We start from the raw sequence: 13,453 nt of genomic DNA on the forward strand, positions 1-13,453 counted from the left end.
TATAAAAAGATGGGGCAGAAGAAAAAATACCAGGGAATAGTGTTTGGAATAATGTGTTCCATACTGGCCATTGCGGTAATATCCTGTAATAAAGATTTTTTAAAGGCGTTGCCTGATAAAAATTATAGCGATACCACCAGCGTAGCCTACGGTCAACGCAAAGTGTTGTATTTGATTGTTGATGGGGCAAGGGGCGTATCTGTAAACAGCGCCAATGTGCCTAATATTAAAGCCTTATTGCCAAATTCCATTTACAGTTGGGTAGCATTAAGCGATCCTGATTCAACCAGGGATGTTAGTAATTGGGCCAACATGCTAACCGGGGTAAAAAAAGAAAAGCACTTGGTTTTAAACGATAATTTAACCGGGGCGAATTTGGCAAACTACCCGGTTGTGCTTCAAAGAATAAAGGACGAAAAACCTACCGCCAAAATGGTAGCATTTTCGTCTTCGGCAATCTTTAAAAATAATTTTACCACGGGGGCCACTGTAAGTGAATTGTTTGACACCGATGAGCAGATTAAAACAGCTGTTGTAAATGATATCAATACCGATACTGCAAGCTTGATTTTAGGGCATTTTAATGATATCGACGAGGCCGGCGCCAAATACGGTTATGATAACTCGGCTCCCCAATATAAGGCCGCTATTGAAAAGTTTGATGGCCATGTAGGTGCTATAATGGATGCATTAAAAAAACGCAAGAATTATCAGAATGAAGAGTGGCTGGTAGTTATAGCTTCAAGTGGCGGTGGTAAGTTTGCCATACCGGCAAATCAAAACGACAACACAGTTTTTAGCAATACAGCGGCCAATACCTTTACTATTTATTATAGTACAAGGTATAAGCAACGCGTAATAGGAAAACCATTTACCGGAAACCGTTACTTAGGTAAAACAGTAAGGTTGTATGGCGAATCGGTAAGGGCTGAAATTGATACAGCTGATGTGTTTAACCTTGGCGATACTACCAAATTTACCATTGAGCTAAAGGTTAAGAAAAATGCGGATAAGTTTTTTTGGCCAAGCATTTTGGGAAAAAGGCGCGAGTGGTCAGCCGGGCACCCAAGTGTGGGTTGGGTAATTTACCTGGAAGATGCCTATTGGTACTTTGAAATGAGAGGCACAAAAGATGGCGATTACAGGCAATGCAGGGGAGCCGATTTGCAAAAAGGCAGATGGCATAACTTATCTGTTAAATGCGAGATCCGGGCGGGCAAACGCTTTATCAGAACATATACCGACGGTAATTTTAATAACGAAATGGAAATTACATCATCGGGAAGCCTTGATAACAATAACCCCCTGAAATTGGGTTTTTTAAATGGTAACGGACATGGTACACCAGACGTGTATGTAAGCGATATCAGGTTTTTTAAAGTAGATGTACCGGATGCGGTTATTGGCAATTACGCTTGCGAAACGTCTATTTCAGAAGGGCACCCTTATTACAGTTTTCTTGCTGCCTACTGGCCGGGAACCGACGGGCAGGGCGATAAATTGAAAGATGTTGGCCCGCAGGCCCGTGATTTTCAATTAAAGGGAGATTACAAATGGGAAGATTTTAACGACCTGATATGCCCGCCGCCGGCCGAAGCACTTGCTGTATTTGTGCCGCAAACAACAGATATACCTGCGCAAATAATAAACTGGTTCCGGATTCCTAACAGGCAAAGCTGGGAGCTTGATGGCAGAGTTTGGTTAGATCAGTAAAATTAATACACAATAAATTAATTGATGATGAAAAATTATATATACAGTATATTACTTGGGATAACCCTTATCACTGTTTCCTGTAAGCATAATAACCTTGACGACGTAGGTTTAATTAAAAATAATGCAGTAAGTATTTCTGGTGATGGTGTTGTTGTTGCTGGAGTAACAAAGGATAATGAAACGGTAAAGGTTCCGTTTAAAATATCACTGTCTGCGGCTGCAAGTAAAGCTTTTCAGGTAGGTATTACCCTTAATAGTGACACAGTTAATCAACTAATAGCCAACGGCACTTTAAAAAATACTATAGTATTATCTAATGGGGCTATTGATTATCCAAGTGTAATTAATGTGTCGTATGGTTCAGATACCGCTACGGGAGTTGCAATAGTAAGGCTCACAGCGCTTGAGGCTAATTATGGTAAAAATGTAGCATTTGCTTTTAAACTTACCGACCCCGGAAAAGGTAACCAGGTTAAAGCGTCCAAATCAAATATTATGGTTGTACTTAATACCAAGCAACTGATAGACGAAAAAGATATCCATTATCTTTCTATTGTAAATGGTGGCACTATTATGAGTGTTGATTATAAAAAGAATTACACTACTTCTCCGGCAGGCATTACCATACCGCTAATAGTCAATTTGTCCGGGCAGGCCGGTACTGCATTTAATGTGCACGTAAAGCTAAATACGGATACCATTAACAAGCTTGTAAGCAGCAAAATATTACCGGCTAATTCCATCAACTTAAGCCCGGCCAATTTTACTATTGATACCTTAATCAGGGTAAATTCAAATTCAAATACGGCTCAAATACGCCTACAGATAGGGTGGCCGGTTTTTGATGCCAATATCACGGCAAACAAAAAATTTGCGTTTGCAATAAGCTTAAGCGCCCCAACAAGGCATATTTTACACCCAACAAGCAGCAAAATAATTGTTTTGGTAGAGCCAACGGTTAATCTCGACAACAATTCATACATAACCGGTAATGGCACCGGCCTGAAAGCCGAGTATTTTTCAAACAATCAGCAACTCGATTTTGATGGGCGGGCGCCATCACTGGTAAGGATAGACGAAACTATTGATTTCGGCGGAGATTGGCTGCCCTCATCCATTGTCAGCAATGATAACTATTCATCAAGATGGACCGGCGAGTTTTTAGCCCCGGTTCGCGGCGAGTATATATTTTATCAAACACGCTGGGATGACGGTGCAAGGTTGTTTATTGATGGTAAAGCGGTTATCGATGATTTTACTACCCAATGGGACCTGCCAAGCAGATTTGCCAAAGTGACCCTCGAACGCGGAAAGCGATACAAGATAGAAGCAGACCACCGCGAAAATGTTGGCGGTCAACAGGCCAGGCTTGAATATGAAGTGCCATCGGCAGGCATAAACGGAAGACGGATTGTACCTAAAAGTCAATTATTTCCAGCACAATAATCATTTATAACGATTAATAAAAATGCAAATGAAAAAGTTATTCAGCATTATATCAGCACTTATACTCATGGTAACGTTGTCGGTAGGATGTAAAAAGGATAAACCGGTAGATACTACCGTAGTTGAAGAACCTGTGCCCTTAACAGGCTTTACCGTGGCGAAGGCAGATAGTGTTGATTTTCTGAAATATCAGTTTACCAACACTTCAACCAATTATAAAGAGTTATTATGGCAATTTGGCGACGATAGCACTTCTATCGAAAAGTCGCCGCTGCACAAATATGCATTTGAGGGCATATACCACGTAGTACTAACATCAAGAAACTCGCAGGGGCTTTCGTCGAGCCGGGAAATAATATTGAACGTAGCGGACCCTAATTTTGACAGAACAAAAGTTGGGGAAAGCTATTTTGCCACTATTGGCGGTACCCTTACTGTTTCGCGCGATAATGGCGGTGGCCCCAACTCAAACGAGGGGTCTTTAAAAGTAGTTGACGGTGATCCCAATTCAAAGTTTTTTCAATCCGGCTTTTCCGGCGACCTGGTGTTGAAGTATGAGCTTAAAACAGCTGCCCTTGCAGGGGCGTACACTTTGATAAGCGGTAATGATTCGCCCGATCGGGATCCTAAAACCTGGATATTACAAGGTTCGGAAGATGGGATAAAATGGATAAACTTACATTCGCGCACAGGGGAGTTGTTTTCTGGCCGCGCCCAGCGTAAATTATATCATTTCAATAATAATGTACCCTACAAGTTTTACAGGTTAAGCATCAAGGCAAATAACGGCAGCCGCGATTTTCAAATGGCCGAATGGACAGTAAATAAAAAGCAACCCTAAGTCTAAATATTTATGGTCGCGTTTTACTGACGCTGGACTTTTAATTTCATCAAACTAAATAAAGCAAAGTTGCGGTTGAAAAAACGGAAAATGCTTTGAGTGGCAAGACATTAAAAAGTGTCATTCTGGTTACGATTTTTAATTTTTCAGGTATCGGCGTTATGACAGATACAATTTTATTACAGGTTAAAATTGTGTTTATCATAACGCCTAAATCCGGTACTTAGCATTAAGAAATACTTTTGACTTGCAAAAGGCTCGGGCGCTAATTGACAATTTGTTTACCCGAAATGGGTTACTGGAGCCATCTTTTATTGCCGAATCATAACCGTTAATTGTTAAGCATCTATAACCGCTCCGGATACACATCTTACTTAGCGCGGCGGTTAATTATTCATTTTTGAACGATAATAAATTTACAAATACATACCATTTAATGAGGACCGAAATCAATAAAATAAAAATACTTGGCTTTATAGGATGCCTTTTTGCCGGCATGTTGCTCAAAGCACAGGATCGAAAGGCGCCATCTTATCCATTGATCACACATAATACCTATTTTAGCATTTGGTCTAATACTGATAAGTTAAACGAGTCGCCTACAACACATTGGACGGGTGCCGAGCAGTCACTTTTAGGCCTGATAAACGTTGATGGCAATGTTTTCCGTTTTATGGGAATGGAAAGCCCAAATTATATAACCATTCTTCCTGCTTCAGATGAAGGCGCTTACCAGGTGCAGTATACAGAAACGAAGCCCCAGGGAAATTGGAATTCACCTGAATATGCAGCTTCCGATTGGAAAACAGGTTCGGCACCAATTGGGGACGATATTAAAAACGTAAAAACCATTTGGCGCTCAAACGAAATATGGGTGAGAAGGTCGTTCAGGGTTTCCAATATGGCGGCAATTAATAAGCTTTTTTTAAAGATAAACCACGATGATAATATCCAGGTTTTTCTTAACGGGAAAAAGGTATATGTTAAAGAAGGCTGGACAAGTGATTTTCAATATATCGTGCTAAATGATAAAAATGTACTTAAGGACGGCGATAACACTATTGCTATACATTTAATGAATACTGCTGGCGGCAGGCATCTTGATTTTGGATTGGTTGACAGACAAAAAGATAAAGCTGGTAAAGTGCAGGTAGCCAGGCAAAAAAATGTTGATGTAAATGCTACCCAAACCATTTATGATTTTAGCTGCGGTAAAATAGACCTGAAATTAACCTTTACCTCGCCGCTATTGATGAACGACCTGCAACTGTTTGCCAGGCCTGTGTCTTATATTACCTGCCGGGTTAAAGCAAATGATGGCAAAACACACCAGGTTAAGGTCTCCTTAAGCGCATCATCTAATATTGCTGTTTATAATCCGACCCAGGAGGTAACAACTCAAAAATACGCTACCAGTAAATTGTCGATTTTAAAAACGGGAACTATTGAACAACCGGTTTTGCAAAAAGCAGGTGACGACATGCGGATTGATTGGGGCTATTTTTATGTTGCTGCCCCCAAAACAAGCAATGCCATTCAATTTGTTACACCCGGAAAAGATGCCGCCAGCGCTTTTATAAAAGGTAATTATCAATCAACGGCTAAGCAAGGTAAAATGCTGGCATTAAATACCATTATACCTTTTGGTGCAGTTGGTAAAGCCCCGGCCGAAAAATTTCTCGAGTTGGGTTATGATGAGATTTACTCCGTTCAATACTTTAACAATAATTTGAGGCCATGGTGGAACGCTTCGGCAAAAGCAACTATTGAAGGGGAATTAACTGATGCCGCCTTGCAGTACAAAAATGTAATGGGTAAATGCGATGATCTTAATAAATCAATTTATGCCGATGCTTTAAAATCTGGCGGCGTGGAATATGCACACCTGTGTATGTTAAGCTACCGGCAAAGTATCGCTGCACATACGCTGGTTAAAAGTCCGCAAGGTGATCTGTTATGGTTGTCGAAAGAAAACAATAGCGGCGGTTTCATCAATACTGTTGATGTAACGTATCCATCAGCACCGTTATATTTAATTTATAATCCGGTACTGTTACAAGGGATGCTCAATGGCATTTTTTATTTTAGTGAAAGCGGAAAATATCCCCATCCATGGGCCGCGCATGATTTAGGAACTTATCCGTTAGCAAACGGCCAAACCTATGGCGAACCGATGCCAATCGAAGAATCTGGAAATATGATTATTTTAACAGCTGCAATTGCAAAAGCCCAGGGTAATGCAAATTATGCAAAGCTGCATTGGAAAACACTTAGCACCTGGGTTGATTATTTAGCAAAAGAAGGGTTAGACCCTAAGATGCAGTTATGTACCGACGATTTTGCGGGCCATTTAGCAAGAAATGCTAATTTATCTGTAAAAGCCATTGTGAGTATTGCCTGTTATGCACAAATGGCAGAAACGCTGGGTTATACCGAAATTGCCGGTAAGTACAGGGCCATTGCTGTTAACATGGTGCCTAAATGGATGGAAATGGCTGACGGGGGCGATCACTATGCATTAACTTTTGATGATAAAAGTACATGGAGCCAAAAATACAATCTGGTTTGGGACAAAGTTTTGAACTTAAACTTGTTCCCGCAAAAAGTATATGATACAGAAGTTAAATACTATTTAACTAAGCAAAATAAATACGGTATTCCGTTGGATAGCAGGAAATCTTATACTAAAAACGACTGGATTTTGTGGACGGCAACTTTTGCACCAACTCAGAATGAATTCCAGGCATTGATTCATCCAGTTTATAAACATGCGATTGAAACACAGTCAAGAGTACCTTTGAACGATTTTTATGACTCAAATACAGGCATCCGCGATAATTTTAAAGCCCGGAGTGTAGTTGGTGGTTTTTATATGAAAATGCTGGCTGATAAACTAAAAATGACGAAAAAGTAAATTGAAATAATAGCAGTAAATGAGATTGCTCTTTTTAATTTATTTCATAGGGCAAATGTACCGGATAATTAATAGGCAAATTTATGCTTGCTAAGGATGGACTGGTCTGCCGATGCTAAAGCGATATTTCGTGTGAGGGTAAAAAACAATAAAACCGGTAATCCCCTGCGAGGTAAATTAGAAGTATTATTTGTGTACAAACGGTAGCCTTCGAGAGGGGCGGAGGGGGGGATATAAGCGAACGCTGGGTAACACACTCTTGCCGTGGCTAAATCCGGAGTACCCTCTCTTCAGAAAGGGCCTCAAACAATCGGATATTCTAACAAGGCGTCTTCACTTATTTTTAGCTGTATCCGGGCCGTAAAAAGTTGTTCCGCCAATTTGGGTGGTTACTTTTAGTTTTTGGGTGGTGGCAACTTTATTTTTTTTAACCAAGGCCAGGTATTTTTTTAAAATGGCTTTTTGCTGCGGCGTTCCTTCCTTTGCTATCAGGGTTAACTGGTCGTGAAAGGCATCTACAAACAGGGTGTCGTTGCCAAAATCTCCAAAACAGGCTATCTTTTTGGCATTAAGGTCGTCGGGCGTGTTTTGCCAGGATAGAATTTCAAGCTTATAAATGTGTTGTTTATTATCCCAAATGTACCCTACCCCAGCGTCGCCTTTTACTAATGGGATATCCGGATTTGCACACCATGCACAATCGCCATCTTTTACAGCTCCGGGAAAAAAGCTGTAAACATAATTAAGGTCCAGTCTGTCTGATTCGTCGCCGCTGAACTCAAAGCTTGTGGTTACTGCCTGGTTCATATAAAGCCCCCAGCCATAAATATGAACATCATTAAGCAGGTTAAGGCATTTGTAAACCTTGTTATTTATCAGTTTGTAAAAAGTGTAACCATCTTTAAAAATTCCCGAGCCATGTTCATATACCCGTTTGAAATAAAAAACTTTATTTTTTGAAAAGTTATCCGCGATAGAAAGACTTGGCGATGAATAAAATGTATCGATATCTTCAAGGTAAAGCAGGTACCAGTTGCCATTTATCTGCTTAAAAACACAAAGGTAGGGCGACGTAATATCCCAGCCCAATAAACAAATCATTTCATCGCCCGGTTCGCCATCAAGGTTGGCAAATATTGGGTTAAAAACTCTGCCGTAGCCTTCATCAACATGTTGGGCGTGCGGATTAACAAGTGAATCAGGTTTAATGAAGCCTTCAAACTGGGTTAGCAAAGGTTTAATATTTCGGGTGTAATCAAAATGCCGCACTTTCTCTATCCAGGCCGTTGGTATAGCTATCCTCACATTATAATCATCGTGCCGGCTGGTGTCCCGGTAAATATTTTTCTCCGGCTTTGCGGGATTATTGTCATGACGGCCGCAGCCAAAAAACAAGGGAAACAGAAGCAAAATAATAGCAAAAAAGCGGCGCATGGTTAGGTTGGTATTTGGGTATTAATTTAAGGAATAAGTGCCGCATTTATTTAATAAACCTGAAATATTGCACCATCTGCTAAGCCCTCAACCGGGACTGTTCTCCTGGGCGTTCCGCTTTAGGTCGTGCTTTCTCCTTATACTTACAAGGGCTAAAGCCACCTGCCCTGTATTCGGTACAATCACTAACGTGAAATTGAGTTGATAAATGAACTTTGAGTAAGCTGCTAATTCGGTTTAGCGCAACGGCTGGCTATCACCGGATGTGCTTAGAAGCCATAGATATGGTTGCTAATTCGGTTTAGTAATATAACGCTAAATCCGGAGCACCCCTCTCGAAAGCTACAGCGTATGCACATCTAAGCTTATAGCGTCGAGAAGATATAAGCATCAAACGATACCTTGTTTTTATTGGCTGATGGTGGTTAAATGATCCAGGTACCAGAGGGACTTGCATTGGCCAACAACAGGCACAAATATTTGGATGCTTCTAAATTGTACGATCAGTTTAATGTTAACCATGTTTAAATTTAAAATACTGACTATCAAGTATTTAAAAAAAATAAAATTAAAATGTGTTAAGTTATGTTAACCCAATTAGATGCGTTGACCCTGTACTTTTAGATCACTTTTTTACAAACTCATCTTTTTCCCTATATTTAATCCCAAACCCGCCCTACATGAAAAAGCTGATCTTATTCATACTCCTTATCTCTCCATTTTTTGCAAACGCCCAAACATTCAGGGTAAACATCGATCCTTCGCTTGGCGAAAGCAAAGAATTGGATGGCAGGCTGTTATTGCTCCTTTCTAAAAACAACAAAGCTGAGCCCCGTTTCCTGGTGAGTGACGGTGCCGGATCGCAGCTGGTTTTTGGGATGGATATCAACGGGTGGCAGCCGGGCACCAGCCAACTAATAGATGTGCAGGCTTACGGTTACCCGCTGGAACGTTTGAAGGATGTGCCTGCCGGCGATTATTATGTGCAGGTGCTATTACATAAATACGAGACCTTTCATCTTAAAACCGGGCAAACCGTAAAGCTGCCGATGGATAGGGGCGAGGGCCAGCACTGGAATATGGCGCCTGGCAATATATATTCGGCCCCGGTCAAAATTCATTTCGACCCGGCTGTTTCTAACGAATTAACGCTTAATATCAGCAAGGTTATCCCGCCTATTGAGGCGCCTAAGGATACCAAATACATCAAACACATCAAAATTCAAAGCAAACTGCTCACCGAGTTCTGGGGCAGGCCGATGTATCTTGGTGCAAACATATTGATACCCGCCGGTTTTGATGAGCACCCTAATGTAAAGTATCCGCTGGCTATTTTCCACGGGCATTTCCCTGCCGACCTGGAAGGCTTCAGCACCACACCGCCCGACCCGAATTTGAAACCCGATACTTCGGCACGTTTCCATATCACGGGCTATAACAGGATAGTGCAGCAGGAGGCCTATGATTTTTACAAACAATGGACAGGGCCTGCCTTCCCGCGGGTGCTGGCCATCGAAATTCAGCATGCCAACCCGTATTATGACGATTCATATGCCGTAAACTCGGCCAATCTTGGTCCGTACGGCGATGCGATAACTTACGAATTAATCCCCGAGATTGAGAAGCAATTCAGGGGGATAGGTAAAGGATGGGCCAGGTTTATGTATGGTGGCTCCACAGGTGGCTGGGAAGTACTGGCCGCGCAGGTTTTTTATCCCAACGAGTATAACGGCTGCTACGCGGCCTGCCCCGACCCGGTAGACTTTCACCACTACATGACCATCAACCTTTATGGCGATAAAAACGCCTATTTCCTGTCGTCAGATTTTAAACAAACACCTCGCCCCGAAGAACGCGACTACCTGGGCCATGTAGGATCGACCATGAAGGAGGTAAACCAAAGCGAACTGGCAATAGGTACACGCAGCCGCAGTGGCGGCCAGTTTGATATCTGGGAAGCCGTATTTTCGCCCATGGATAAGGATGGCTACCCCAAACGCATTTACGATAAAAATACCGGCGCTATAGATACTTCGGTTGCCGCCTACTGGCGCGAGCACTTTGATCTTACGCACATCATCCAACGCGACTGGCCAAAAATTGGCAACAGCTTAAAAGGCAAAATTCACATTTATGTAGGCGATATGGACACCTATTACCTCAACAATGCCGTTTATACCGCCGAAGACATGCTCAAAAAGCTCAATAACCCAAACTGTAACTGCGAAGTTGACTACGGCGACCGCGCCGAACACTGCTGGAACGGCGACCATACCCAACCCAACTACATCAGCCGCCTGCGCTACCACCAAATGTTCATCAAAAAATGGGCAGCCGAAATTAAAACCAGGGCACCAAAAGGGGCCGATTTGAAGAGCTGGAGGTATTAGTATAATAACACATAATTTATCTGATAGCTATGCTTAAACATTCATTACCGGCAATACTATTATTTAGTTTTACTTTTTGTTTGGCGGCCACCTTGCCCAATAAACACAGACACGGTAGCAGGCCATCCGATAACAGCCCTATGGTAAAACCACTGCCCCGGATAGCCATTTGCGGACTGGGTATCGAGTCGAGTACGTTTTCGCCGGCACTAACGGATGAAGCCGCTTTTCATGCCAAATACGGGGCCGAAGTTTTTAGTTCGTACCCATTTATGGCTGCCGACTCGCCTTTGCGCAAGAGTGCGGTTTGGTTCCCGGCTTTGATGGGCAAAAGTCTGCCCGGTGGGGCGGTTACCAGGGCTGCTTATGAGTCGCTGGTTGGTAAAACTTTAGATTCGCTTAAAAAACACCTGCCTTATGACGGGTTGTATTTTGATATTCATGGCGCCATGAGCGTTGTTGGGTTGGATGACCCGGAGGGCGACCTGATAACCAGGATAAGGAAAGTAGTGGGCACAAAAACGCTTATCTCCACATCTATGGACCTGCATGGCAATGTTTCCTGGCGGCTGGCCCAAAATACCGACCTGATTACCTGCTACCGCATGGCCCCGCATGAAGATGCCATGCAAACCAAACAGCGGGCTGTTGCAAACCTCATCAACCGGATTGAAACAGGCAAAGGAAAACCGGCCTACAAGGCCTATATCTCTATCCCTATTTTACTGCCTGGGGAAAAAACAAGTACCCGGATAGAGCCAGGTAAAAGCATATATAAGGCCGTAGCCCCGGCTTCGGTACAGCCGGGCGTTATTGATGCCGCCATCTGGATTGGTTATGCCTGGGCCGATGAGCCGCGCAACCATGCCGTTGTAATGGTAACCGGCGACGATAAAGCCGTGGTAACAGCCGCTGCCGAAAAGCTGGCCCAAAACTTTTGGGATGCCCGCAAAGCTTTTGAATTTGTAGCGCCAACAGGTACTTTAACAGAATGCCTTGATAAGGCCGTAGCCAGCCCAAAGCATCCATTTTACATCAGCGATTCGGGCGATAACCCAACCGCAGGCGGGGCAGGAGATGCTACCTGGACGCTGACACAAATATTGGCCCGGCCGGAGTTTAAAACCAATGCAGGTCCATCGTTGCTGTATGCATCCATCCCTGCGCCGCAATTGATCAAAAGCGCCATCGCCGCGGGCGTAGGCGGCCATGTGGATGGTTTGGCCGGCGCAGCCGTTGATGCCCGTTTTGCACCACCCGTAAGGCTATCGGGTACGGTAGAATCTATCCAATACGGCGATAAGGATGCTGAAGTGGAGGCCGTGATAAAAGTGGGCAGCGTACACGTGATCGTCACCCAAAAACGCAAGCCATATCACAAAGAAATTGACTTTACCCGCCTGGGCTTAAACCCCCGCACCGCCGGTATTGTGGTAGTGAAAATTGGCTACCTTGAGCCCGAACTATATGCCATGCGTGCCGACTGGCTGCTGGCGATAACCCCCGGCGGGGTTGATCAGAACATCGAACGCTTGCCATACCATCGCATCCAGCGCCCTATGTTCCCGCTGGATAAGGACATGAAGGACCCGGATTTGAAGGCAAAGCTGGTGCCGGCAGCGGGTGAATGAATTGGATATATCTATGAGATAAGTTTTGTATATTTGGTAAAAGATAAACTAAAGATGGAAACGGTTTTGCTTCAGATAAATAACAATAAAGCTTACAAACTGATCGAAGATCTTGAGGCTTTACATATTGTTAAGGTTCTTGAGAAAAGTAGTAAGCCAAAACAAAAACTCTCCGAACGATTTGCCGGCTCACTCAATCTTTCTAAAGAGGAATATAACAACTTTCAAAACTCAATCGAACAAGGTAGAAACGAGTGGGAAAGGGATATTTAATAGATTCTAATGTGGTAATAGGGTATTTGGATAATAAATTACCTGAATCCGGCATGAAATTCATGCATGCAATAGTTGATGAAACTCCAAATATCTCAGTAGTTACTAAAATTGAAGTCCTTAGGTTTAATGCGTCTGACGATGTTTATAAGACATTACACGATTTTGTTTCAGAAAGCATCGTTTTTGAAATTAATGATCAGGTTGTAGATAAAACGATAACCATATGTAAAGGCCAGCGCATTAAACTCCCTGATGCTATCATTGCAGCTACAGCCATCGTTGGTGATCTGACATTGATCACGCGCAACACCTCTGATTTTAAAAATATTACAGATTTGGAGCTTTTAGATCCAGGGAAGCAATAACTTTCATCCCTTGATAATACATGTAACTCAATTCAATGAAAACAACCGTCCTCATATCCCGCCTGCTGCTTGGCTTTTTATACCTGGTGTTTGGCCTCGATTATTTCCTGCATTTTATACCGTACCAGCCATTACATACCGGTGCGGCGGGTGCTTTCATCGCCGGGTTAAAGGGTACCGGGTACTTTTATCCTATTCAAAAAGTGATACAGATAACAGGCGGCTTGTCGCTGCTCACTAACCGCTACGCGCCCTTTTCGGCGGTGGTGCTGTTCCCTATCAGTTTAAATGTGTTGTTGTTTCACACCTTCCTGGTGCCGTCAGGTTGGCTGATGGGCGTTTTCCTGGTAGCCCCAAACCTGCTTTTAGGCGTTGGGTATTGGAAGTACTATAAAGCAATGTTTGTTGCAAAGGCGGCGGTGTAACAGCTTAGTTAATAC

10 protein-coding genes are annotated in these 13,453 nt (G+C 42.9%); 9 read left to right on the top strand and 1 reads right to left on the bottom strand.

Annotated features, from left to right (window positions below):
* Positions 1-9 precede the first annotated feature (9 nt).
* The 4 genes from BMX56_RS27290 to BMX56_RS27305 all read left to right on the top strand — a co-directional run bounded on the left by BMX56_RS27290 (position 10) and on the right by BMX56_RS27305 (position 6,917).
* The gene (locus BMX56_RS27290; protein ID WP_090652886.1) at positions 10-1,713 is read left to right on the top strand and encodes an alkaline phosphatase family protein; all 1,704 of its coding nucleotides are present in this window, start codon (positions 10-12) and stop codon (positions 1,711-1,713) included.
* A 24-nt stretch (positions 1,714-1,737) separates the two neighbouring features.
* A complete protein-coding gene (locus BMX56_RS27295) occupies positions 1,738-3,162 on the top strand; it encodes a PA14 domain-containing protein (protein ID WP_090652887.1) in 1,425 nt (474 codons plus the stop codon).
* Positions 3,163-3,190: 28 nt separating this feature from the next.
* The gene (locus BMX56_RS27300; RefSeq protein ID WP_090652888.1) at positions 3,191-4,003 is read left to right on the top strand and encodes a PKD domain-containing protein; all 813 of its coding nucleotides are present in this window, start codon (positions 3,191-3,193) and stop codon (positions 4,001-4,003) included.
* 436 nt (positions 4,004-4,439) lie between these two features.
* Positions 4,440-6,917, top strand: a complete 2,478-nt coding sequence (locus tag BMX56_RS27305; protein WP_090652889.1) for a glutaminase family protein — start codon at positions 4,440-4,442, stop codon at positions 6,915-6,917.
* Between the two features lie 333 nt (positions 6,918-7,250).
* On the opposite strand, the gene BMX56_RS27310 is transcribed toward BMX56_RS27305, so the two are convergent.
* Positions 7,251-8,351 (bottom strand): hypothetical protein, encoded by a 1,101-nt coding sequence (locus BMX56_RS27310; protein WP_090652890.1) that lies wholly within the window; start codon positions 8,349-8,351, stop codon positions 7,251-7,253.
* A gap of 680 nt (positions 8,352-9,031) precedes the next feature.
* Here BMX56_RS27310 and BMX56_RS27315 point away from each other — a divergent pair.
* The 5 genes from BMX56_RS27315 to BMX56_RS27335 are packed head-to-tail and all read left to right on the top strand — an operon-like array spanning position 9,032 to position 13,438.
* Entirely contained in the window at positions 9,032-10,741 is a 1,710-nt protein-coding gene (locus BMX56_RS27315; protein ID WP_090652891.1) for an alpha/beta hydrolase, read from the top strand.
* A 29-nt stretch (positions 10,742-10,770) separates the two neighbouring features.
* On the top strand, positions 10,771-12,372 hold the full coding sequence (locus tag BMX56_RS27320) for a M81 family metallopeptidase (RefSeq protein ID WP_218152500.1): 1,602 nt from the start codon (positions 10,771-10,773) through the stop codon (positions 12,370-12,372).
* Positions 12,373-12,426: 54 nt separating this feature from the next.
* Positions 12,427-12,645: a hypothetical protein gene (locus BMX56_RS27325; protein WP_090652892.1), complete on the top strand. Its 219-nt coding sequence runs from the start codon at positions 12,427-12,429 to the stop codon at positions 12,643-12,645.
* Between the two features lie 26 nt (positions 12,646-12,671).
* Positions 12,672-13,013 (top strand): type II toxin-antitoxin system VapC family toxin, encoded by a 342-nt coding sequence (locus BMX56_RS27330; RefSeq protein WP_177183942.1) that lies wholly within the window; start codon positions 12,672-12,674, stop codon positions 13,011-13,013.
* A gap of 35 nt (positions 13,014-13,048) precedes the next feature.
* Positions 13,049-13,438: a hypothetical protein gene (locus tag BMX56_RS27335; RefSeq protein ID WP_090652894.1), complete on the top strand. Its 390-nt coding sequence runs from the start codon at positions 13,049-13,051 to the stop codon at positions 13,436-13,438.
* Positions 13,439-13,453: the final 15 nt, after the last annotated feature.

The organism is Mucilaginibacter sp. OK283 (genome assembly GCF_900110415.1).
In the GTDB taxonomy this organism is placed as follows: domain Bacteria; phylum Bacteroidota; class Bacteroidia; order Sphingobacteriales; family Sphingobacteriaceae; genus Mucilaginibacter.

Excerpts from the sequence above, each read along its gene's own strand:
- BMX56_RS27290 (WP_090652886.1), top strand. The coding sequence starts at position 10 with ATGGGGCAGAAGAAAAAATACCAGGGAATAGTGTTTGGAATAATGTGT.
- BMX56_RS27295 (WP_090652887.1), top strand. The coding sequence starts at position 1,738 with ATGATGAAAAATTATATATACAGTATATTACTTGGGATAACCCTTATC.
- BMX56_RS27300 (WP_090652888.1), top strand. The coding sequence starts at position 3,191 with ATGAAAAAGTTATTCAGCATTATATCAGCACTTATACTCATGGTAACG.
- BMX56_RS27305 (WP_090652889.1), top strand. The coding sequence starts at position 4,440 with ATGAGGACCGAAATCAATAAAATAAAAATACTTGGCTTTATAGGATGC.
- BMX56_RS27310 (WP_090652890.1), bottom strand. The coding sequence starts at position 8,351 with ATGCGCCGCTTTTTTGCTATTATTTTGCTTCTGTTTCCCTTGTTTTTT.
- BMX56_RS27315 (WP_090652891.1), top strand. The coding sequence starts at position 9,032 with ATGAAAAAGCTGATCTTATTCATACTCCTTATCTCTCCATTTTTTGCA.
- BMX56_RS27320 (WP_218152500.1), top strand. The coding sequence starts at position 10,771 with ATGCTTAAACATTCATTACCGGCAATACTATTATTTAGTTTTACTTTT.
- BMX56_RS27325 (WP_090652892.1), top strand. The coding sequence starts at position 12,427 with ATGGAAACGGTTTTGCTTCAGATAAATAACAATAAAGCTTACAAACTG.
- BMX56_RS27335 (WP_090652894.1), top strand. The coding sequence starts at position 13,049 with ATGAAAACAACCGTCCTCATATCCCGCCTGCTGCTTGGCTTTTTATAC.